The 22,952-nt window shown below is 39.7% G+C and carries 21 protein-coding genes and 3 pseudogenes; 9 read left to right on the forward strand and 15 right to left on the reverse strand.

The window, feature by feature from the left end; all coding sequences use genetic code 11:
* Nucleotides 1-111: 111 nt before the first annotated feature.
* The 3 genes from rpsG to V5M36_RS12330 form a co-directional block, all read right to left on the reverse strand.
* Nucleotides 112-582, reverse strand: a complete 471-nt coding sequence (rpsG, locus tag V5M36_RS12320; RefSeq protein ID WP_338559452.1) for a 30S ribosomal protein S7 — start codon at nt 580-582, stop codon at nt 112-114.
* Between the two features lie 178 nt (nt 583-760).
* On the reverse strand, nt 761-1,135 hold the full coding sequence (rpsL, locus tag V5M36_RS12325) for a 30S ribosomal protein S12 (protein ID WP_004648013.1): 375 nt from the start codon (nt 1,133-1,135) through the stop codon (nt 761-763).
* 195 nt (nt 1,136-1,330) lie between these two features.
* Nucleotides 1,331-2,767, reverse strand: a complete 1,437-nt coding sequence (locus V5M36_RS12330) for an EcsC family protein (protein ID WP_338559454.1) — start codon at nt 2,765-2,767, stop codon at nt 1,331-1,333.
* Between the two features lie 286 nt (nt 2,768-3,053).
* Here V5M36_RS12330 and V5M36_RS12335 point away from each other — a divergent pair, with 286 nt between their 5' ends.
* Both V5M36_RS12335 and hemJ read left to right on the forward strand, forming a co-directional pair.
* Nucleotides 3,054-4,283, forward strand: a complete 1,230-nt coding sequence (locus V5M36_RS12335; RefSeq protein WP_338559457.1) for a beta-ketoacyl synthase N-terminal-like domain-containing protein — start codon at nt 3,054-3,056, stop codon at nt 4,281-4,283.
* Nucleotides 4,284-4,352: 69 nt separating this feature from the next.
* On the forward strand, nt 4,353-4,805 hold the full coding sequence (gene hemJ / locus V5M36_RS12340; RefSeq protein WP_338559460.1) for a protoporphyrinogen oxidase HemJ: 453 nt from the start codon (nt 4,353-4,355) through the stop codon (nt 4,803-4,805).
* A gap of 95 nt (nt 4,806-4,900) precedes the next feature.
* Here hemJ and V5M36_RS12345 read toward each other — a convergent pair.
* A pseudogene (locus V5M36_RS12345) lies at nt 4,901-5,563 on the reverse strand (amino acid permease); the annotation flags it as partial.
* Nucleotides 5,564-5,617: 54 nt separating this feature from the next.
* Between V5M36_RS12345 and V5M36_RS12350 the strand changes: the two are divergent.
* Nucleotides 5,618-6,550, forward strand: a complete 933-nt coding sequence (locus tag V5M36_RS12350; protein ID WP_338557852.1) for an IS5 family transposase — start codon at nt 5,618-5,620, stop codon at nt 6,548-6,550.
* Nucleotides 6,551-6,602: 52 nt separating this feature from the next.
* Here V5M36_RS12350 and V5M36_RS12355 read toward each other — a convergent pair.
* The 4 genes and pseudogenes from V5M36_RS12355 to V5M36_RS12370 all read right to left on the reverse strand — a co-directional run.
* Nucleotides 6,603-7,367: pseudogene (locus tag V5M36_RS12355) on the reverse strand (amino acid permease); the annotation flags it as partial.
* A 134-nt stretch (nt 7,368-7,501) separates the two neighbouring features.
* Nucleotides 7,502-7,861 (reverse strand): RidA family protein, encoded by a 360-nt coding sequence (locus V5M36_RS12360; RefSeq protein WP_338559462.1) that lies wholly within the window; start codon nt 7,859-7,861, stop codon nt 7,502-7,504.
* Between the two features lie 30 nt (nt 7,862-7,891).
* A complete protein-coding gene (alr, locus tag V5M36_RS12365; RefSeq protein ID WP_338559464.1) occupies nt 7,892-9,028 on the reverse strand; it encodes an alanine racemase in 1,137 nt (378 codons plus the stop codon).
* 146 nt (nt 9,029-9,174) lie between these two features.
* Complete coding sequence (locus V5M36_RS12370) at nt 9,175-10,434, reverse strand: D-amino acid dehydrogenase (protein WP_338559466.1); 1,260 nt, start codon at nt 10,432-10,434, stop codon at nt 9,175-9,177.
* 138 nt (nt 10,435-10,572) lie between these two features.
* Here V5M36_RS12370 and V5M36_RS12375 point away from each other — a divergent pair, with 138 nt between their 5' ends.
* Nucleotides 10,573-11,037 (forward strand): Lrp/AsnC ligand binding domain-containing protein, encoded by a 465-nt coding sequence (locus V5M36_RS12375; RefSeq protein ID WP_338559468.1) that lies wholly within the window; start codon nt 10,573-10,575, stop codon nt 11,035-11,037.
* A 122-nt stretch (nt 11,038-11,159) separates the two neighbouring features.
* Here V5M36_RS12375 and acpP read toward each other — a convergent pair whose 3' ends face one another.
* The 5 genes from acpP to V5M36_RS12400 form a co-directional block, all read right to left on the reverse strand.
* A complete protein-coding gene (acpP, locus tag V5M36_RS12380) occupies nt 11,160-11,396 on the reverse strand; it encodes an acyl carrier protein (protein WP_004651013.1) in 237 nt (78 codons plus the stop codon).
* Nucleotides 11,397-11,479: 83 nt separating this feature from the next.
* A complete protein-coding gene (fabG, locus tag V5M36_RS12385) occupies nt 11,480-12,214 on the reverse strand; it encodes a 3-oxoacyl-ACP reductase FabG (RefSeq protein WP_338559477.1) in 735 nt (244 codons plus the stop codon).
* A complete protein-coding gene (fabD, locus tag V5M36_RS12390) occupies nt 12,211-13,197 on the reverse strand; it encodes an ACP S-malonyltransferase (RefSeq protein ID WP_338559479.1) in 987 nt (328 codons plus the stop codon). The genes fabG and fabD overlap by 4 nt, the downstream gene beginning before the upstream one ends.
* Before the next feature lie 524 nt (nt 13,198-13,721).
* Nucleotides 13,722-13,904, reverse strand: coding sequence for a 50S ribosomal protein L32 (rpmF, locus tag V5M36_RS12395; RefSeq protein ID WP_005011848.1), 183 nt, complete (start codon nt 13,902-13,904; stop codon nt 13,722-13,724).
* Nucleotides 13,905-13,980: 76 nt separating this feature from the next.
* On the reverse strand, nt 13,981-14,538 hold the full coding sequence (locus tag V5M36_RS12400) for a YceD family protein (RefSeq protein WP_338559484.1): 558 nt from the start codon (nt 14,536-14,538) through the stop codon (nt 13,981-13,983).
* 97 nt (nt 14,539-14,635) lie between these two features.
* On the opposite strand from V5M36_RS12400, the gene V5M36_RS12405 reads away from it, so the two are divergent.
* The gene (locus tag V5M36_RS12405; protein WP_338559487.1) at nt 14,636-15,298 is read left to right on the forward strand and encodes an elongation factor P hydroxylase; all 663 of its coding nucleotides are present in this window, start codon (nt 14,636-14,638) and stop codon (nt 15,296-15,298) included.
* Between the two features lie 369 nt (nt 15,299-15,667).
* Nucleotides 15,668-16,285, forward strand: a complete 618-nt coding sequence (locus V5M36_RS12410) for an L-threonylcarbamoyladenylate synthase (protein ID WP_338559489.1) — start codon at nt 15,668-15,670, stop codon at nt 16,283-16,285.
* A gap of 427 nt (nt 16,286-16,712) precedes the next feature.
* Here V5M36_RS12410 and V5M36_RS12415 read toward each other — a convergent pair whose 3' ends face one another.
* Complete coding sequence (locus V5M36_RS12415; protein WP_338564205.1) at nt 16,713-17,444, reverse strand: GNAT family N-acetyltransferase; 732 nt, start codon at nt 17,442-17,444, stop codon at nt 16,713-16,715.
* A 499-nt stretch (nt 17,445-17,943) separates the two neighbouring features.
* Between V5M36_RS12415 and V5M36_RS12420 the strand changes: the two genes are divergently transcribed.
* The 3 genes and pseudogenes from V5M36_RS12420 to rluB all read left to right on the forward strand — a co-directional run.
* On the forward strand, nt 17,944-18,735 hold the full coding sequence (locus V5M36_RS12420; RefSeq protein ID WP_338559491.1) for a segregation and condensation protein A: 792 nt from the start codon (nt 17,944-17,946) through the stop codon (nt 18,733-18,735).
* Complete coding sequence (gene scpB, locus V5M36_RS12425; RefSeq protein ID WP_338559493.1) at nt 18,732-19,322, forward strand: SMC-Scp complex subunit ScpB; 591 nt, start codon at nt 18,732-18,734, stop codon at nt 19,320-19,322. Before V5M36_RS12420 ends, scpB begins: the two co-directional genes overlap by 4 nt.
* A 41-nt stretch (nt 19,323-19,363) precedes the next feature.
* Nucleotides 19,364-20,284: pseudogene (gene rluB / locus V5M36_RS12430) on the forward strand (23S rRNA pseudouridine(2605) synthase RluB); the annotation flags it as partial.
* A 571-nt stretch (nt 20,285-20,855) separates the two neighbouring features.
* On the opposite strand, the gene V5M36_RS12435 reads toward rluB, so the two are convergent.
* Complete coding sequence (locus V5M36_RS12435) at nt 20,856-22,697, reverse strand: monovalent cation:proton antiporter-2 (CPA2) family protein (RefSeq protein WP_338559495.1); 1,842 nt, start codon at nt 22,695-22,697, stop codon at nt 20,856-20,858.
* Nucleotides 22,698-22,952: the final 255 nt, after the last annotated feature.

Genomic DNA, 22,952 nt, shown 5'->3' on the forward strand with positions numbered 1-22,952 from the left:
CTAAATTTGTTGTTTAAAACAGGGCGCTTTAAGCTGTATAACAGCTTAAAGCGCTTTGATGACAATTCAGTAACTGATCTGTCATCATCCTGATTAAGGTCTTTAAACCTATTAGAAACGGTAGTGAGAGAATGCTTTGTTGGCTTCAGCCATACGATGCACGTCTTCACGTTTCTTAACTGCTGAACCCTTACCTTCAGCTGCATCAAGCAACTCACCAGCAAGACGTAAAGCCATAGTTTTTTCAGAACGCTTAGCAGCAGCATCTACTAACCAACGCATAGCCAAGGCAGTACGACGGGATGGGCGCACTTCCATAGGTACTTGGTATGTAGCACCACCAACACGGCGTGCTTTAACTTCGACCATAGGGCGAACTTTTTCAAGAGTAGTCTCGAAGAAGTCAACTGGGTCTACTTTAGATTTTTCTTGAACGCGTTCTAAAGCACCGTAAACGATACTTTCAGCAATAGACTTTTTACCATCTTGCATTACGTGGTTCATGAATTTAGCGATTGTTTGGCTGCCGAACTTAGGATCCGGAAGGATTTCACGAGCAGCGACTACGCGACGTCTTGGCATTTTAATACACCTATAAATATGACACTTCAGGTTTATCCAGCATGAGTACAAAGTGTCATGTACTGTTAGCTGGCCTTACTACACGTCGCTTGAATTTCACAAAATTAAATGCAGAAATCAGACAAGCGTGACGATAAAGGATTGCGGCTCTATGACCTTAGGAAATAATCTCGAAAGATTATTTCTTAGGACGTTTAGTACCGTATTTAGAACGTGACTGGTTACGATCTTTAACACCAGCGCAGTCTAATGAACCACGAACGGTATGGTAACGTACACCTGGTAAGTCTTTAACACGACCACCACGGATAAGAACAACACTGTGCTCTTGTAAGTTGTGGCCTTCACCACCGATGTAGCTAGAAACTTCAAAACCTGAAGTTAAGCGAACACGGCAAACTTTACGCATTGCTGAGTTAGGTTTTTTAGGTGTAGTTGTGTAAACACGTGTACAAACACCACGACGTTGTGGACAAGCCTTCAACGCAGGAACTTTTGATTTTTCAATCAAAGTTGTACGACCCTTACGGATCAACTGATTTGTTGTTGCCATTTGGCAATTCTCCCGTTAAATTAAAGCCCTCAAAAATACTACTTTTTGAGGGCATGCAATTGTATGCCAAGATGCATAATTGGTCAACAATCATCATCACATCAAATGTTACTCGATTTATGCTTATAACATTGACCAACCATCAGTTAGCCGCATGCAACAAAATCAACGAATCAAGCTCGAGACTGATGAAAGTTACGATTTTTTTGGATCTTCTTTTGATGCTGTTTTACGCTTAACTGGCGCCTTTTTTGGGGCAACAGTAGAACTGGTAGTCGCATCTTTTGCTGCGATTTTCTCACTATTCTCCAAGACTTCTTCATCTTTTACCGAAGCTTTCTCATCAGAAGAATCAGTGTCTGCATCTTGAACCACATGTTTTTCTGCAAGTTTTTGAATACCTTCTTCAATTGAAACGGGTTCTACTTCTTCAGCATCGGATTTTAATTCAACACGAATAGCACTGATCGTCTCATTTTCAATTTTTTCTTCTGGAATCGTTTGAGCTTCAAGTTGAGGAAGCTCCTGTTCATCTTCATTTTTTTCTGGCTGTGCGATTTGTTCTGGCGTGGCTAAAAGAGATTGCGTCTGAGCATGCTCAATCGCTTTCTCAAATGCTTGTAAAACATTTAGCTTTTCGTCTGGATGCTGCAATAGGTATTGTTGTGCATTAGAAAAAATATGTTGCGCTTTAATATTCGCTTCATTTACCAATTTCCAACTATAGAATGCACCAATCCCAGCCCCCGCAATTGGCGTGAGTTTTGAAAGTATAGAAATCTGTGGAACTCGATTAATCCATGACCATTTAAATGTACCATCATCATTACTCAACCACTGACGCAGCACCTCAATATCATTACTAGAGCCCAACATCTTTTGTAATTGTTGAGTATCCTGAGTTTCCAATAGTTTAGAAACAGCGCGTAAACCTACTAGTAATGTTTGTTTCTCTGCAATAGAACCTAAATCGACTTGTTTAAAAACATATTCAACAATTTCTTGTTCTTTGGCACGATTAAGCTCAAAACCATGAGCACGACCAGACTGATAAATAGTTCTTAAAGTTAATGCCAATGAAAAAGGAATATCAATCGCAGTCCCAATCACGCCGGTTGCGCCAGAAATCGCCCCTTGAACAGCAGCAAGTGCTTTATTTTGATTACCGAGTGCAATATTTATACGATTAGAACGTTCAGGGTTTGCAGCTAACTCTTCCAAACTTTTTGCGCCCACTTCACTTAAAACATGATCCACTGAACTGGTTTCAGAGACAAAATCATTTAACTTTTCAAAGAAAAAATCTGCAATTTTATTGTTTAGATTTGGAGAGATGAATGAGGTTACTTGATTCACCTTGCCGTAGTGACGACCCAATAGTTGCTGCGTCACTTTAGGAACATGTGAACGAAATATATGTTGTGGGTTTTCATGGTTTTTTTGATCAGTCATAATATTCTCATTCTCTTTGATATCAATAATACTTTCACGATCTGGAACTTGTTTTAATGGTGTGACGGAACCCGGAGCGACATGATTTACCAAGTCTAAACCTGTAGCACTGAGCTTTTTAGCCACTCCAACAGCTCTCGCTATTAATCCAACAGAGTGCTTATTATTAGAATTTGCCATTTATACCCTCTCCTTTGCAAGAACCACTTTTCATTAAAATACTATGCGTAGTCAAGATTTAACTCCACTTTTATGTGTTTCAAATGGTTGAGAAATGGTGAACACTCCTGCCAGTCCGCTATTAAACGATCAGACATTGATTTGCCATAAGAATTTGAAATACTTTCTGCTATGATTATGCAAATTTTTGACAAAAGTAATCTAGTCGATCATGACTCAGGATGTTAGAAATAATCACACTATTCGCATCAGATTACTCAATGATCACCATAATAGGGAATTGTAAATGAAACGTGTTGTAATCACTGGCATGGGCATTAATTCATGCATCGGTAATACATTAGAAGATGTAACTCATTCATTGCAAAATGGGATTTCAGGTACACGTTTTAACCCAACCTATGCAGAACTAAATTTTAAAAGTCATGTCAGCGCCGCAGCTGAACAAAACTTTGATGGAATCGACCGTAAACTTAAACGCTTTATGGGCGTTTGCGCTATGTATGCCTATAACGCGGCATTGGCTGCTGTAGAACATGCAGGCTTTAAAGCAGAAGACCTTGCTGGCAACCCACGCTATGGTATTGCGGGTGGTTCAGGTGGCGGTTCAACCGCTTCAGTGATTGAAATGAAAGAGCTTTTAGAAAGTAAAGGCGCTCGTAAAGTAGGTCCTTTCTTTGTTCCTCGTAACATGTCAAATACGATTACAGCAAACGTTGGCGTGGCGTTTAAACTTCAAGGTGTCGCGCATTCAATTACCAGTGCTTGCGCAACATCTGCAGATGCGATTGGTTATGCTTACAACTTAATCCAATTAGGCAAGCAAGATTTAATGTTGGCCGGTGGTGGTGAAGAAGATCACTGGTCACAAAGCTTATTGTTTGATGCCATGGGTGCATTGTGCTCAAAGTATAATGAGACTCCTGAAAAAGCATCTCGCCCATACTCAGCAGATCGTGATGGTTTCGTGATTGCAGGTGGAGGTGGTTTTGTTGTTTTAGAATCACTTGAACACGCTCAAGCACGTGGTGCAAATATTTTAGCTGAAGTTGTGGGTTATGCAGCTAACTCTGATGGCGCAGACATGGTTGCTCCATCTGGTGAAGGTGCGACGCGCTGTATTCTTATGGCTTTAGAAGAAGCGAAACAACATGGCGTAGATAAAATTGACTATGTAAATACACATGGTACATCTACCCCTGCTGGCGACGTTACTGAACTTCAAGCGATGGGCCGTGCATTTGGCGAAGGTAATGTACCTCCTCTTAGCTCAACCAAATCAATGACTGGTCATAGCTTAGGTGCTGCTGGTGTTCAAGAAGCGATTTATTCAGTTTTGATGATGCAAAATGACTTTATCGCGCCAAACATCAATGTAACTGAACTTGATGAAGGCACAAAAGGTTATGACATCGTACTTGAAAAACGCGAAGCAAAATTGAATACTGTGATGAGTAACAGTTTCGGTTTTGGCGGTGTAAATGCTTGTCTCGTTTTCAAAAAATGGGAAGGCTAATTTGAAAATGGTTGATCTGTCTAGATAACAGGTCAACCACTTCCACACCGCCCTTTTAAAGGTGAATGGATGGATGCTCCTTCAGATGCTTTCCTTTGGGTAAAAGCGCTACATATCATTGCTGTCGTATGCTGGTTTGCAGCATTGTTCTACTTACCACGACTTTTTGTCTATCACGCCATGAGTGACGATGAAATCGGTCACCAACGCTTCCAAATCATGGAACGTAAACTGTACCGTGGCATCATGTGGCCTGCGATGATCGCAACTTTGATCACAGCACATTTTCTGGTCGATTGGGGTGATGCAACACAACACTACCATGAAGCGCTCTGGTTTTATCTCAAAGTGGGATTGGTCGGTTTATTGGTTATCTATCACTTTGTCTGTGGCTATTACCGTAAAAAGCTCATGGTTAATGCACACTATAAAACCCATAAGTTTTGGCGTTATTTTAATGAAATGCCGACTTTGATTTTATTTGCAGTCGTGATTTTAGTGGTTGTTAAACCGACATTTTAAGTTCAAAAGAATATAAAAAACCTCCAATATTGGAGGTTTTTTTATTTCCTAGATGATTAATATCATGTCATTTAGGAATAAAGAACACTATCCGTTTAATCACGTTTACGCATACGAGACTTATAAAGCGTTTTATAGGTCACAGCCAAAAGAATCAACCATAAAGGACTGATCATCAAGGCTTTTAAGGTATCTGGCTCTAAACTTAAAATCACCAAAGCGAACAATAAAAAGCCCAAAACCACATAGGACATCCACACCCCACCCGGCATTTTAAAAGTCGACTTCTCATGAAGCTCAGGTCTTAATTTACGGTAACGGATGTAACACACCATGATAAGCCCCCAAATACTAATGAACAAAATCACACACAATGAACTTGCCAAAGTAAATGCTTCCATTGTATTGGGTACAAAATATTGAAATGCAGCACCAAACATAATAAAGGCGCAGGAGAAAAATAAACCTTTCGCTGGCACAGCACGTTTCGATAATGCTGCCAGCACTTGTGGCGCTTGACCATCACGTGCCAAACCGAACAACATTCGACTGGTTGAAAATACACCACTGTTCATGGAGGACATGACCGATGAAAGCACCACCATATTCATGATAATTGCCGAAGTTGGAATGCCCGCATAAAGGAACAAACTTACGAATGGACTTTTGTCTGCAGGTATATTAATCCAAGGCGTTACAGACATGATCATCACAAGGGAAAGCACGTAGAAAATAATAATACGGGTCGGAATCGCATTGGCTTTGTTGCACAAAGCTATTCCTAAAGGCTTCTTTAGCAATATAATTTCCAAATGAAGAAGCCTGCATCCAAAATCTATCGCACAACGAATTGGCCCTCTTATAACCAAGCTCTAATCAAGCGAGGAAATATTTCAATTTGGTTCGATCCTCAGACTCAATGGTATGCTCAGCCACAAGCTAAGCATGGAAGAAATCAAACCTATTCTGATACAGCGATTCAGTGCTGTTTGATGATCAAATCTATCTTTCGCCTTTCTTTGCGTATGGTCACAGGCTTTGTGCAAAGCCTTATTCAACTTAGTGGGTTAAGTTGGACAGCACCGGATTATTCCACACTTTGCAGACGACAAAAGCAGATTGATATTGCGATCAGCTATCAAAAAAGTCATGAAGGACTACATCTATTGGTAGACTCAACTGGCTTTAAGTTTTTAGGCGAAGGTGAATGGAAACGCAAGAAACATCAGCCTGAATATCGTCGGCAATGGCGTAAACTGCACATTGGTATAGATGCTAAAACCTTACAAATACGAGCTGTACAGCTCACAACAAATAATGTCAGTGACTCACAAGTCTTAGATGATCTGCTGAATCAAATCCCATCTGATGAACGCATTGATTCTGTCTATACCGATGGAGCATATGACACGAAATTGTGTAGACAAGTGATTTCAGATCGTCATGCACATGCCGTAATTCCTCCAAGAAAAAATGCAAGGCCATGGAAAGATAAGCAATTGGGATCTTTAGAGAGAAATGAATTATTGAAAACAGTCAAACGTCTAGGAAGAGCGCTGTGGAAAAAGTGGTCTGGTTATCATCGACGTAGTTTGGTCGAAACTAAGATGCATTGCATCAAATTATTGGGCGATAAACTCAGTTCGAGAAACTTTCAAAGCCAAGTCAATGAAATCCATGCACGTATAGCCGTGTTAAATAAATTTACAGAATTAGGTCGCCCTCACACCCAAGTTGTCACTTAAATTTGTGCAGCTTAGGAAAGATCAGTCTTTAAAATCTTTATGCAACAAAGCCAATCGCATTCACCGCTTTAGGAAGATTCTTTTCAGGATCTTTGGTTTCTGCGGCCATCGTCCCGAGTAATTCAACACCGACAAAGGCGAACATTGCGATTTGGAAGCCGGCTAAGAAACCCATTGCGCCCTTTGGAAACAAACCACCATGAGCCCAAATATTACTAAAACTTGCCACCGAACCATTTGGAGTTTGGAAGCTGGTGAATACCATAAATCCACCAATAAAAATCAAACCAACAATCGCTAAAATTTTAATCAGTGCAAACCAAAACTCGATTTCTCCAAACAGTTTCACCGTCACAAGATTGATGGCCAGAATAAACAACACGCATCCTGCACTGATGGCGGCTTGTCCTGTCGGGGTGAACATCATATCGGGAGGCAGCCAGAAGCTCAGATAATTGATAATTGCGGCTAAGTCAGCAATACCAACCAAAATCCAACCTAACCAGTAAGACCATCCAATATAGTAACCAGCAGCTGGACTAATCAGATCATGCGCCATATCAATAAAAGATTTGTAGTGCAGATTAGAAAGTAAAATTTCACCGAGTGCGCGCATCAGGAAAAAGAACATCGCTCCAATAATCATATAAATAATGATAATTGAAGGACCTGCGAGTGAAATTGTTTTTCCTGAGCCCATAAATAGGCCCGTACCAATCGCACCACCAATCGCAATTAACTGTAAGTGACGATTGGAGAGCTTTCGCTGTAATTCATTGGGAGATGAAGGTTCATCTGTATGATTCGTTATTGTCATTTTTTATATCCTTATAACCGCTTAAATTCGGCCTTTACATTAAATGGGTGATCCTCACCCTGTCATTAGATCTCAATTTCATTATGGACAAGCTGTATAAACAGAAAATCCACGTCGTCCTAAATGCGTTGTACTTAAGCTTGTGCCGCTGTGACTGCAATTTCAATCAACCATGCTGGATTCACCAAATCAGCTTGAATCGTCGCACGTGAAGGCGGCACACACCCTTTCATCCACTCAACCCAAATCGCATTGATCTGCGGAAAGTCCTCTAAATTCTTTACAAAAATTTGCGCAGATAAAAGACGAGATTTGTCTGTACCTGCTTGAGCAAGCAATGTATCAATCGTCGCTAATACATCCTTGGTTTGGGCCTCAATATCTGGCTCAGTGATTTTAGGCACTTGACCAGATAAATAAACCACTTGATTGAAAATAGTGACTGCACTCATCACTTCAGTGCTGTTCATTTTTTGAATATCTGCATGAGACATATAAACTTCCTTGAAAAAAATTAAATGGGTTTATTCGTTTGTAATTTCTATTTGAAAATTGACTCGATTGGTTACGGCACACATCAATTCATAACCCACCGTCCCTGAACTCTGGGCAACATCATCAATCGCCAAGACTGCGCCTGACGTCGATCTCCCCCAAAGTACAACCTCACTGCCCACTTGGGCATTTGGAATATCACTCAAGTCCACAGCCAACATATCCATACTGACTCGACCGATTGTTTGAGTCCGAATTCCATCCACCAATATGGGCGTACCTGTTGCAAAAAGCCGTTGATAACCATCTGCATAACCACATGCCACAATTCCAATTCTTAATGAATTTTCAGCAAAATAAGTAGAGCCGTAGCCAACACTGTCCTGACTTTCCAAATCTTGTATCGCAATAATCTCGCTACGTAATGACATCGTTGGTTCGAGTTGCCAATTTTGAATAGTATGCTTGGGATAGTCAGGTGAACTGCCGTACAGCATAATGCCACTACGTACGACATCCGATTCAAGTTCGGTCGCATAACGTAAAATTGCAGCACTATTACTGATCGAGCGTAAACCAGGTAAACCTGCAGTGATCTGATCAAAAATCTTTTGCTGATACAAAACACCTTGTTCGCCTAAACGCTCGCCATCTGCATCTGAAAAATGTGTCATATGGGTAATCGAATTCACTACACTTAATCGCTGCAATTCTTGCCAAGCTTGACGATAGGCTACAGGCTTAAAGCCTAGACGATTCATTCCGCTATTCAATTTTAAATAAATATCGAACTGAACTGAATCATCACTGTGATCAGTCTGTGTTTCAGAAAATGATTGCAACCATTGCAACTGATGTGGACTATGCACAGTAAAATCGAGTTTAAGTTCCGCACAATCATATAAGTCACGAAGACTAAAGATCCCTTCAAGCAATAGAATCTTGCCTTTCCAACCCAATTGTCGCAAGCGCTTCGCTTCAGCAATATCTAATAGTGCAAAACCATCCGCAGATTGAAAAGCCTCGAATACACGCTCAATGCCGTGACCATATGCATTGGCTTTAACAACAGCAAATACTTGGCTATTCGGCATCATTTTTCGAGCAATCGCTAAATTATGCCTTAACGCTTGATGATGAATAGTGGCAGTAATGGGACGGGACATCATATTCATCCTTGAATATATTTTAGGACTGTCGTAGAACAGGTTAAATTTATAATCTTAATAAAAGTGGATTCAAATTCTGCTGAAAAAACCGAATCTGAATCACAACTCAAACAAATGGAAAATATTTTACTCAGTCATTCAGCTCAAGCTGCATGCGGATAACGCTGAATAGACAGTCCTTCCGTACTAATATCAGTTTCGTGATTGAGCACCAAGTCGCTGATTAACTTGCCTGAACCACATGCCATGGTCCAACCTAAAGTGCCGTGTCCGGTATTCAGAAATAAGTTTTTAAAACGCGTTGCTCCGATGATCGGTGTACTGTCTGGTGTCATTGGGCGTAATCCCGTCCAGAAACTTGCTTGCGCTAAGTCACCACCAGGGAATAGATCTTGCGTCACCATTTCCAAGGTGGCACGACGGTCCATATTCAAGCCATGATTAAAACCACTCAGTTCCGCCATACCGCCGACACGAATCCGTTGATCGAAACGCGTGATCGCAATCTTGTAAGTTTCATCCAAGACCGTAGATTGAGGTGCAAACGCAGCATCCACAATTGGAATCGTGAGCGAATACCCCTTAACAGGATAGACAGGTAGATCCAAATTCAAAGGCTTTAAAAAATCTCGTGAGTAACTGCCAAAAGCCAAAACATAACGATCCGCAGTCAGAACTTCGCCATTAACCACAACACCTTTAATTTCATCGCCTTCAACAACAAGCTTTTCAACATTTTGATTAAATTTAAAATCCACACCCAAGTCTTGTGCAATCTTCGCCAAGGCATTGGTAAATAAATAGCAGTCACCTGTTTCATCATTCGGTAAATGCAATCCACCTACTAATTTGTCTTTCGCAAATTCTAAAGCAGGTTCAACTTTGGATAATTCATCTTTAAGCAATAATTCGTAATCAACACCACATTCTTTTAAGACTTGAATATCACGCTGTACAGCATCGAGTTGTGCTTCATTACGGAAAACTTGCAATGTTCCTTTTGAGCGATTCTCATAATGAATCCCCGTGACCTTACGTAAATCACGAAGACAATCACGGCTATATTCAGCCACACGCGTCATACGCTCTTTATTAATCGCATAACTATTTGAGTTACAGTTTTTCAGCATTTGCGCCATCCACTGCAATTGCCACATGCTGCCATCCATATTGATCGCTAATGGCGCATGATGCTGGAACATCCACTTTACCGCTTTAAAAGGAATACCAGGTGCAGCCCAAGGCGTCGAATACCCTGGAGAGATTTGACCTGCGTTACCAAAACTGGTTTCTTCTGCAGGACCAGCCTGACGATCAAGAACGGTGACACTTGCCCCTTGCTGCGCAAGATAATAAGCACTCGCCACACCAATCACACCACTTCCCAATACAATTACACGCATAGCCTATCCCTTAAGCACCCATAGTTTATTTAACTAGTATATTTCTGCTTTAATAGTTTTTTTCACTGATTTAGAGGCTATAATTTAGGTAATTCATAAAATTTGTCGTGAAAAAATTCTTATAAAAGGAAAAAAATGATGCGCAAATTAGACCGTATAGATCAACAGATTTTAGACATCTTACAAAAAAATGGACGAATTGCGATTAGTGAGTTGGCTGCACGAGTGAATTTATCAACAACGCCTTGTTCCGAACGTGTAAAACGCTTGGAACGCGATGGCATCATTATGGGTTATTACGCACGGGTTAATCCTCAACTCGTCGATCGAAATCTTTTGGTTTTTTTAGAAATTAAATTATCAGCCAAATCGGGTGATGTATTTGATCAAGTTGCACGTGACTTGGTCGAAATTCCTGAGGTACTTGAATGCCACCTTATTTCAGGTGAATTTGATTATTTGGTGAAGGCTCGACTCAAAGAAATGAGTGCTTATCGAAGATTACTTGGTGATTTACTCAAGAAACTTCCCTCTTCAGCATCGTCACATAGTTATATTGTGATGGAGGAAGTGAAAGAAACACTTCATCTTGATATTGGCTAAGTTAAAACTGGTTAAGTTGATTTTGGCTAAGTGAATATGGACTATGCCCGCACTTTCACCAAAGATAAAAAAAGCCACCTAAACGGTGGCTTTAATCTTCAGCAAAGCTGAATCATCAACCATTAACCAAGTTTCTTAGAAACATAGTCAATTGCAGATTGTACAGTCGTGATTTCGTTAGAATCTTCGTCTGGAATCGTAATATCGAAATCATTTTCGAAAGACATTACAAGCTCAACCAAGTCTAAAGAATCAGCACCTAAATCATCCATAAAAGATGCTTCATTTTTGATTTCTTCAGCCTTAAGACCAAGTTGCTCAGCTACTGCTTGTTTGATACGAAGTTCGATATCGCTCACAGGAATTCTCCTCATTGCTTGTGGCGTTATAATTGCCACTAGTTTAATTGAATCTAAAGTTTTTTCAAAGTTTATACATCGCTTTAAGCCATGTATAGACCACCATTTACATGTAAAACCGTACCTGTAATGTAACTAGCCTTGTCAGAGGCTAAAAAACTTACAGCATTAGCAATATCTTGTGGTTGACCAAAACGGCTTAGCGCCACTTGATCACTCATTTTCTTGCGAATTTCTTCACTCAATTGCTCAGTCATTTCTGTTGCAATAAAGCCTGGAGCAATACTGTTTACAGTGATTTGGCGACTACCCATTTCTTTAGCAAGACTACGACTAAACGCCTCAATACCTGCTTTAGCAGCAGAATAGTTTGCTTGACCCGGGTTAGCAAAATGCGCAACCACTGAACTAATATTAATGATTCGACCAAAACGTGCTTTGGTCATCCCTTTCAATACTCGTTTTGATAAACGGAAAACCGCCTTCAAATGAATATTTAAAATATCATCCCAGTCATCTTCTGACATACGTAACAATAAATTATCTTTGGTAATGCCTGCATTATTGACCAGCACCATGACCGAACCATATTTTTGTTCGATATCTGTTACTAAGTTATTGATGGCATCAAGATCACGCACATCCAATACAGCACCAGCGCCATTTTCAGCAAAAGCTACTGATAATTTTTCAGCACCGGATTCTGAAGTAGCAGTACCCACCACAAAAAAGCCATCAACAATCAATTGCTGTGCAATTGCTGCACCAATTCCTCGGCTTGCTCCTGTAACTAGAGCAACTTTACGTTCCTGCATCATGCAATCTTCCCTTCAGCCACTAAAATGGCATTTAATGCATCTTCCATGCGACTTTGTGTATCGAGTGGTAATGCTTTTTCAATCTTCGGTAAACGCTTCGCCAGATTTGTTAATACATTTCCTGGACCACATTCCACCACATAAGAAATGCCTTGATCTTGGAAATATTGCATTGTCTTCGCCCATTGGACTGACTCATACAATTGTGCTGTTAATGCTTGACGAAGTTCAGCAACATTTGCTGCAGCCTTTGCACTCACATTTTGTAGCACTGGAATATTTGGCATCTCAATCACTGTCTGCTCTAAAGCATCGGCAAATTTTTCAGCTGCAGCTTTCATTAACGAACAGTGAGATGGAACTGATACAGGTAATGCAATCGCTTTACCGCCATTCTCTTTCGCAGATAACATCAGCGCTTCAACTTTTGCAGTTGAGCCGGCAACAACCACCTGACCTTGGGTATTATAATTTGCTGCTTCTACAGAACCTTCGCCGTCTGCACTCACTAACTGGCACAGCTCAACCACTTTAGCATCATCTAAACCCAGAATAGCCGCCATAGCCCCTTGGCCTTGAGGTACTGCATCTTGCATCAACTTACCGCGTAAGTTTACAAGCTTTACTGCATCACCCAAGCGAATAGCGCCAGCTGCAACCAAAGCAGTGTATTCACCCAATGAGTGACCTGCTAAATATTTTGGAACAACTCCACCTAACTCCAACCAAACACGCCACAAAGCAACACTTGCGGTTAATAGTACCGGTTGAGTAAATTCAGTTTGATTGATGCCTTCGCCACTTTGAGCAATTTGCCACAAATCAAAACCAACAGCTTGAGAAGCTTCTGCAAATGTTTCGCCAATGCTACTAAATTGCTCTGCTAGTTCTGCCAACATACCCACTTTCTGCGAGCCTTGACCTGGAAATATAAAAGCAGTTTTTGTTGCTGCAAGTAAATTTGAAGTCTCTAAAATGGACATCTGTTTTCCATCTTGATTGTATAAACTGAATTGAGGCATAGCTTAACAAGCTTGAATAGCTCTCGCTATCGCAAAAAATACCGTTTTAAATATTTATAAACAGACAGATTTATTTAAAATAAATCATTTTAACCAATAAATAAATTTATATTTTTCAAATACATAGATACTTAAAATCAAATAAATGAACTTTTCACACTCATTTTAATGCCCGATATATAAGCACGAATTAAATCATTTTCATCCTATTTTTTAAATTAATACATCTCTGACTAAATTTTAAAAACTCATCATCAAGAAAATTTATTTAAAAAACACCACCTAAGAGTTGAACAATCATTCCCAAATACGTACCGATAATAAAATTAGATAGTATTCAAAAAAATATGAATATGACAAAAAGCTGATCAGGAAAATGATTAACTATTTATTTGATACAAATACTGATACTTGAATTTTAAGCAAAAAAAAGGGAGCTAAGCTCCCATTTTTTCTACTAAGCTTGACGCTTAATACACCGTATATTATTCAGCAGATGCTTTAGCGAATAATTGACGACCACGGTAAACACCATCTTTAGTCACGTGGTGACGACGATGAGTTTCACCTGTAGTTTGGTCTACAGTTAATGCATTCTCGGTTAAAGCGTCATGTGAACGGCGCATGTCACGGCGAGAGCGACTTTTACGGTTTTGCTGAACGGCCATGATGGCTCCTTACAAAGATCGAAAAAATGGATCAGAACAAATTCGATTGCGTTATACATAAAGTATAACACAAAAATTAGTTAAGTTTACCCTTCAAACCTGCCAAAACATCAAACGGATTATCCCGTTTTTCTTCAACAAGCTCTTCTACGGCAGGTTGATGCTTATGCACACAAGACTCATGCTTAGGCGACAAAGGCATCAACAATAACAACTCATCTTCTATCAGTGCCAGTAAATCAGCGGTTGCAGGTGCATCAAATGTACCTTTAACTGTTGCTTCACTCTCACCTAAAACGATGAAATCAGCATCCTCATCCAAGCGCTCTATCAGTGACTCATCATCGATCAAGGCTAAATGAAAATCTAAAACGAGAGGTATCTCAACAGTATCCAAACAACGTTGGCATTCCATTGGGGCTTTCGCTTCGACGCTGCCATCTAACCAAACGACGCGATGATACGCGTCCATTGATAGCTTACAGTCCATTTTGATCAATTGATCATCAATTGACCCAACAGCTTCACGGGAAATTCGAACAAAGCGTGACAATGGCAGGATACCTGACCATGTAAAACCTTGCTCTGCCCATTTAAACGGCTCAATCTGTGCCGGAAAGGTATTTGCTGACATAATTAAGGCGGCAATTCTACAAATTCATAAGTACTCTGTCAAAGATTAAGATACAATTTTGCACTTATTCAGACAGATCATTTGGGTAATACAAGCCATGCATCAGTTGCAGCCGCAACCTGAAGTCACAACTTCATTACAGTTAAACTATCCTTTGACCTTAAATTCAATAGATTACTTAGACCGCGTGCAACTCGCACCTTGGGTAAATCTTCAAACTGAAGCTCAACAGGTAGACTGGCTTATCTTACACTTTAATTACTGGTTTTCCCACTTAAATGTCACTTTGATCAAAGGTGATTTTGAACCAGAATATTTCCCTGCAACTTCAACAACTTCCGCTAGAATTCAGTTTGCGCATGGTTTTTTTAACAGCGCTTTACACGAAATTAGTCATTGGAGTATTGCTGGCGAAAAAAGACGCCTATTGCCTGATTTAGGCTATTGGTACGCGCCAGATGGTCGTACACAAGAGCAGCAAGCTCTATTTGAACAGGTGGAAGTCAAGCCTCAAGCGATTGAATGGCTATTTGCTACTGCTTTTGGCCGGCAGTTCCGTGTATCCCTAGATAATCTCACTGGTGAAGGTGGAGATGGTTCGGTCTTTAAAGATCAAGTATATGCTCAGATAGAACGTTTTTTTAAGGGTGAAAATAAGCTTCCCCGAGACGCTCAACGTTTTATCCATCATATTTGTCAATGCTGTCGCCAAGGTCAAACATTACAGATCGATGAATTTAGTAGATCAATGCTAGATTGACTCTAAATTTTTTCTTAATTTGATCACGGTTCGTTAAATTGATGATGGGATGATGGATAGTTAGCTTGAAAATAATGGTTATTTTGATTAATCAAGAGGCTGAATAAATAGATCTATTGAATAAAATCTCACATGGGGTCTTATCAAATATTGATACACCCTACATATATTCTTCAGGCAAAGTTGAGCTAAAGGAATTGAAAACCACCTCCACATCACGTCATAATCATTTCTCTAAGTTCATGTCTATAAGTTCATGTGAATAAATTCATATGGATAAAGCTAGGCAATTACAGTCATATGAATAAAATCGTGCGACTACAATTTAACCCCAGCCCATATGAATAAAAATATCAGGAGAGAATAATTATGCTGCACTTAAGAGTACATCCTGACAACCCACAATCACGCTTAATTAGTCAAGCCGTAGAACGTATTCGAGCAGGCGATGTCGTGGTTTACCCTACGGATGCTGCGTACGCCATTGGCTGTCAAATTGGAAATAAAAGCGCGATGGAACGTATCGCACAAATTCGTGATTTGGGTCCTAAACATCAATACGCTATTCTCTGTGCCGATTTATCAGATTTGGCAACATATGCAAAAGTAGACAATGCCACCTACCGTTTGTTGAAATCAAACACCCCTGCCGTGACCACTTATATTTTATCCGCAACAAGTGAAGTTCCTAAAAGATTAATGCATCCAAAGAAAAAAACGATCGGTTTACGCGTACCGAACAATACCGTCTGTCAAATGTTGCTTAAAGAATTGGGTGAGCCTTTGTTGACCAGTACACTCATTTTACCGGGACAAACAGAACCCTTAGATGACCCTTATGATATCGAGGAACAACTTGAAAAAAGAATTGATGTCTTTATTGACAGTGGCTTAGGTACATTAACCACCACCAGTATCGTCGATTTAACAGGTTTGAATCCTGAGATTATTCGTCGAGGTGTCGGAGATGTAAGTGCCTTTGAATAAACTCAATGCTTAAAAGACACTTTTTGATAAATGTTAAAAATTCATTTGGATAAATGAATTCTTTCATAAGTTATTATTTATACAGCATATTCATTATTATTCCTTCTTCCTAACCTTCACCAAAAGGAAGAAGGATTTTCAAACATCAGTTTATTTCCAATCAATGATCACTTTTGATTTATGAAAGAGGTTTAATGATGATAAGTTAGTGATGATCATGGATACAGATCAATTCATACAACTCAAGTCATATAACTCAAGTTATATAACCCATGAAGCACAGATGAGCTCAATACTTTGGATGGTTTAAACGACTTCATTCACAGCTTATGTTCAGTTGTGACTGAAGTGAGAGTCAAAGCTAAACGAGCAATGTATATACAATACCCATCTAGTCATGCCCATTGAACAATGCTGCCTAATATTTTTAATCCTGATACAGCTTCATAAAATCACTTAAACGTAGTTTTTGTTGTACTTGTTCATCAAAATTTTCTATTGATAACCACGCTTGATATGCCTTGTCTAAGAGCAACCACTCTTCATCTAGCATCGAAAACCAAGCTGTATTACGATTGCGACCTTTAGCAATTCGATCTTGACGAAAAATACCCTCAAATTGAAAACCATAACGTAATGCAGCTCGTTTAGATGGCTGATTGAAATCATCACACTTCCATTCAACTCGTCTAAAGCCTTGCTCAAAACAGCATTTTAATAATAGATAGATCGCCTCAGTCGCAGCTGTTGACTGTTTCATCAAATGAGAAAAGTAAACATTTCCAATTTCCACAACCTGACTCTGACTACGAATATTGAGTAATGCAATCCACCCTACAATTGTACCCTTACCCTCAATTAAATAATGAATTGATTCAGGGAAATCGAACGAACGATCCAAGGATGATTTTAAATCAACAATGGTTTTAAATCCCGCATAAGGTAAATATGTCCAGCAGCGATCATCAGATTCAGATTGAGTAGCTTGCCAAAGCTGATCTAATTGTAGTTGTGAAACAGCAGACTTCTTAAGGCTGAGCAAATTAACATGAGACCCGAATAAATCCCCGTCCTTGAATTGAATCGGCTGAGTATTTTGTATTACAGCCCCTACAGACTGACCATATTTATTTTCTTCTACACATTGATATTTTTTAATCATGACTCATCGCTCAATTATTATCTGGTCCAAATCATATCTTTCTTTAACTTTCGTTCGAGTAGACCTCTTTTCATCAGTCATTTTTAAACAACCTAAGTCTTTTAAGCAATATGCTCACCATCAGTATTTCTTATTCATAACCGCTTTCCTCAAGGAGAAGAAATTTTGTATAACGATTAATTCCACTCAATGATTTTTTTGAGTGATGGAAGAGTTCAAGCATCAAAGGAAACGGAATGAATAGCGCTTTGAAGCGTCTAAAAAAATTAAACAAACACGATAATAACAACCAGTTCTCATAAAAATGAATAGTGTCTATTTATTTTGTGTTTTTTATCGTAATATCCGTTTTTGCAATTTATTCATTTTTCGTTTTCCGTTAGAATATAGCCATATTTTATGCAATTCGAATCACTATCTTTTGGATTGATTTCGATAAGTGATCTCCTGAATCGCCCTATCATGCTTTTGAAAATTCGCGTGGCTAATAACTGTAATGACTCTAGTAAACCATAATCCTATGGAACAACAACCACTTATTCGCGTTCTAGATGAGTGGCAAGAAACAATTCCAGCGGATTTATATATTCCACCTGCAGCATTCGAAATTCTTTTAGAACATTTCGAAGGTCCACTCGATTTTTTAATTTACTTAATTCAGAAAAATGGTTTTGATTTATTGCAGGTAGATATTGCACCAATTGCGACCCAATATTTGTCATATATTGACAATATGAAGTCCTTAGATATTGAGTTAACAGCGGACTATATGGTGATGGCGGCATTATTGGCCGATTTAAAATCAAGATTACTTTTACCCAAACCAAAATCGATTCATATAGAGAAAGATCCTAAGCAAGAACTGATCGATCGCTTAGAAACTTATTTAAGAATAAAAAATGCAGCAGAACGTTTAGGTAAGATGCCGATCTTAGATCGAGATACGTTTAATACCAACGTTTCTCTTGGCCAGACCGCAGTTGCTTCAGAAATTTATTCTGCTGACCTATTGCGTGATGCTTTATTTTGCATTTTTAATCGTCCTGAACCTGTCATACATCAAATTATCCAAGAACCTGTATTACTTGAAGAACGTATCGCATACATCGAACATATGGTTGCATCAGGCGAAGTCCTTGGTTTTGAAAAGTTACTCAAACCCAGTCAAGGTCGTATGGGTTTAGTGGTTACTTTCATGGCTATTTTGGAATTATCACGCCACCAAAAGGTTCAGATTATTGCATCTGGTATTGAGGCACCTTTGACGATTCAAGGGATTCCTTCATGACTGTTGATCAATCAGGCGTCTTTAACAATGAAGAACTCTATCATGACGTTCTCATGCAGCTTGAAGCGATCATCTTCGCCAGCGATGCACCTGTTTCAATTGCACGTTTAAAAGAAGCGTTTCAGGATCAATATACGAAACAACAATTGCGTGCTTATTTACAACAGCTCGCAGTTTTACAACATGGTCGTTCAATTGAGCTCGTCGAAATTGCTCAAGGTTTTCGTTTTCAAGTGCGTGCCAAGTATAGAAGCACCATCGCACAAGTTTGGCCTGAGCGACCAACCAAATTATCACCATCACTGTTAGAGACTTTAGCAGTGATTGCTTATCATCAGCCCGTAACCCGAGCAGATATTGAGCAAATTCGTGGAGTGACGAATAACAGTCAATTATTAAGAACGTTATTCGAATGGAACTGGATTAAAGAATCTGGGTTCCGTGAAATTCCAGGTAGACCAGCGTTGTTAGTTACAACGCCACAATTTTTGAATGCATTTGGACTAAATTCTTTGGTTCAATTGCCTCCCCTACAGGATGCCAAGGAAGCTTTTATGGCTTTGGATGTGCAAGCACCCAAGTCTTAAATAGGTGAACTGTTGATGATTATTTCTAAGGTTATGCTGTTATGAGTGAAAAATTGCAAAAGGTATTGGCACGAGTAGGTTTGGGTTCTCGCCGTTATATGGAAGAAGTCATTGCTGCCGGTCGTGTCAGTGTCAACGGCCAAGTTGCTCAAGTGGGCGAACGCATCGAACCAACTGATGAGCTTCGCATCGATGGTCGTAAGGTCGCGTTTGAAATTGAAGATGAAATTCGTCGTCGTGTTTTGATTTACTACAAACCTGAAGGTGAGATTTGCTCACGTAGTGATCCAGAAAACCGTCCAACCGTCTTTGAACAACTTCCGTCTATTCCAGGCGATCGTTGGGTGATGGTCGGCCGTCTAGACATTAACTCAACTGGTTTGTTGATGTTTACAAATGATGGTGAGTTGGCGAATCGTCTTATGCACCCATCTAATGAAATTGAGCGTGAATACGCTGTTCGTGTAATGGGCGAAGTGACGCCTCAATTGAAAAAGAATATGACTACTGGCGTTGTTTTAGATGACGGCCCTGCCAAGTTTGAATCGTTCTCTGAAATTGGTGGTGAAGGTATCAACCGTTGGTATCAAGTGGTTGTAAAAGAAGGTCGTAACCGCGAAGTTCGTCGTATCTTTGAATCACAAGGTCTAAAAGTAAGCCGTCTATTACGTACGCGTTATGGTACCGTTATTTTGCCACGTGAATTACGTACTGGTCGTTGGGTTGAGCTTGATAAAAATGATATTGATAACCTGACCAAAGCTGTTGAGCTAAAACCACGCCAAGGTACTGGCTTATTCGGTATGGCAAAACGCCGTAACGAACGTATGCAAGACAAACCTTTGGCTGCTCGTCGTGGTGGTTATTTACGTCAACAACGTCGTGACGAAGGCGAAGCTCAACCAGAACAACGTCGTGATGCTCGCCCAGGAAACAATGACCAAGGTCGTGGTGAAAATCGTTTTAATAATCGTGCGCCGCGCCCTGAAGGTCAAGAGAACCGTTATAACAACCGTACTCCTCGCCCTGAAGGTCAAGAGAATCGCTATAACACCCGTACTCCACGTCCTGAAGGTCAAGAGAACCGTTATAACAATCGTACACCGCGTCCTGCTGGTCAAGACACTCGTTCTAACCGTAACGAAAACAAGCCTGAAGTAAATGGTAACTCAGTCGATTACCAAAGTCCGAAGGAACACAAGTTTGGTGCACGTAAGCCTTTCGGTATGAACAAAGGCTTTAAAAAGTTTTAATGAATTAAGTTTTCATTAAAATAGATCGCCTTTAAGGCGCAAACAAATAGCCGAGTTCATTGATGAATTCGGCTATTTGTTTGCGCCTTCATTTATCTGAACTTTAGTCCACTTGATATAAATTTACTTCAATGACAACAACCACCTCATTTTAATCTTCATAAAAAAACCAAGGATTCGGACTCACAAAGCCTTGGCTTAAGATAAATGAAGTTGAAATGAATAATGCTAAGGTAATGAATTAAAAATCATTAAGTCAAAACGATTGAGTCAAAATGACTCATTTTTTTTCGTCCTTATCCTTTACATCAACATCTAAATCGTCATTTAAAATACGTGCATTTTGTTGTGGCTGAACAAGTGGTGCTGTCTGTCTTGGTCTTTGATGTGAATATTGCATACCAACGCCGGCATAGACATCATCTGCTGCAATTTCAGTTTCAAAGCGCTCATTGTCTCGCTCTCTGATTTCACGGCTAATCAATTCAACATCATTTGAATCCACACCCAACTTCGACAAAATAGCTTCACCAAACTTAATCGCTGATTCAAACGTTTCACGCATGATAAAATCTACATTTTGTTTCACCAAGTGCAGAGAGTGCTCTCGATCATATGAACGTACCAACAAAGTCGTAAGTGGAAATTCATGCTGAATAAGTTCCACAATTTTATTGGTAACGTCCTTATTGTTGACACAAACCACAATCGCTTGAACCTGATCAGCGCCCGATGCATGCAAAATATCCAAACGAGAGCCATCGCCATAATAGATTTTAAAACCGAATTTTTCTGCGCTCTGTATCATCTCAATATCTGTATCAATGATCGTCACATCGACACCTCTTGCTAAGAGCAATTGACTGGTGACTTGACCGAAACGACCAAAACCAATCATCAATACATCACCGTTTAGGTCTTCAGCTAAATTCACATTATCCAAAGAAATGGTTTGATTCGCTTGTAAGAAATTTTTAAATAAAATTCCAATAATTGGGGTAAGTATCATCGACAACACAACGATTGCTGTTAAATTGGATTTAATATCGTTATCAATCACTTGTGCGGTAGTTGCAGCGGCAAAAAGGACAAAGGCAAACTCACCGCCTTGTGCCATTAATAATGCTCTATCTAGTGCTTCAATATGTGAGCTTTTCGTCACACGAGCCACAAAGTAGATCACAATTGCTTTTACAAACATGAGTGCAACAACACCACTCACAATCAACGGCCAGTTTTTAGCTACTACGGCCAGATTTAATGACATTCCCACACCAAGGAAAAACAATCCGAGTAAAATACCCCGAAAAGGTTCAATATCCGCTTCTATCTGATGTCTAAACGTAGATTCAGACAGCAAAACGCCAGCTAAAAATGCGCCCATAGCCATGGAAAGACCACTGAGCTGCATCATCAAAGCTGCCCCTAACACAACTAAAAGTGCAGCGGCAGTCATAACTTCTCTTGCTTTTGCGGCAGCCAATAAACGAAACAGCGGATTTAACAACCAATAACCCGCAACCACCAATCCTCCAATTGCCAGCAAGCCTATACCAATGTCTTGCAACCGTTCGGATGTGCTTTCAACAATTTGATTCGGCGCCATGAATGCAACAAAAGCCAAAAGTGGAACAATGAGTAAATCTTCAAATAAGAGTATCGCTACGATTTTTTGCCCACGAGGTCGAGCGATATCACCACGATCACCCAATAACTGCATGACAATAGCCGTAGACGTCAGAACAAATCCAGAGGCTCCAATAAACGCAACTTGCCAGCTAAATCCAAATGCCAAACCCACACCGAGTAGCCCGATAGTACAGAGGGTTATTTGTAATGTACCTAAACCGAAAATTTCGCGTCTTAAGCTCCATAAGTGACGGGGCTGCATTTCCAGACCAATAATGAACAGATACATCACAATGCCCAGTTCAGCAATGTGCAAGATTGAAGTGGAGTCGTAGAAGAAGGCAAATCCAAAGGGACCAATGATTAACCCTGCGATTAAATAACCGAGTACAGAACCTAAACCAATGCGTTTAAATATCGGCACTGCAATCACTGCTGCGGCTAATAAAATCACAGGGGCCAGCAAACTGATTGAACTCGCTTCTGAACTCATATTTTTCTCTTTATTTTTTATGAATATGAATAGCGCTCTTTCATAGGCCCCCTTTATTTCTTCCTATGAAAGAAAACAAAATAGAGCAATCAATTATGAAAAAACGCGTATGTGTATTTTTTAAATCTTATAATTTCTTATATTTCTGAATATATTTACTTTTTGGAAATATATAAATAAGCGTTTAACGCTAAGATCAAGTCAATTATATTATGAAATAACTCATGCAGCACTAGGGGTCAATTGTAAAATATC

It is taken from the genome of Acinetobacter sp. KS-LM10, from assembly GCF_036896575.1.
Lineage (GTDB): Bacteria > Pseudomonadota > Gammaproteobacteria > Pseudomonadales > Moraxellaceae > Acinetobacter > Acinetobacter avistercoris.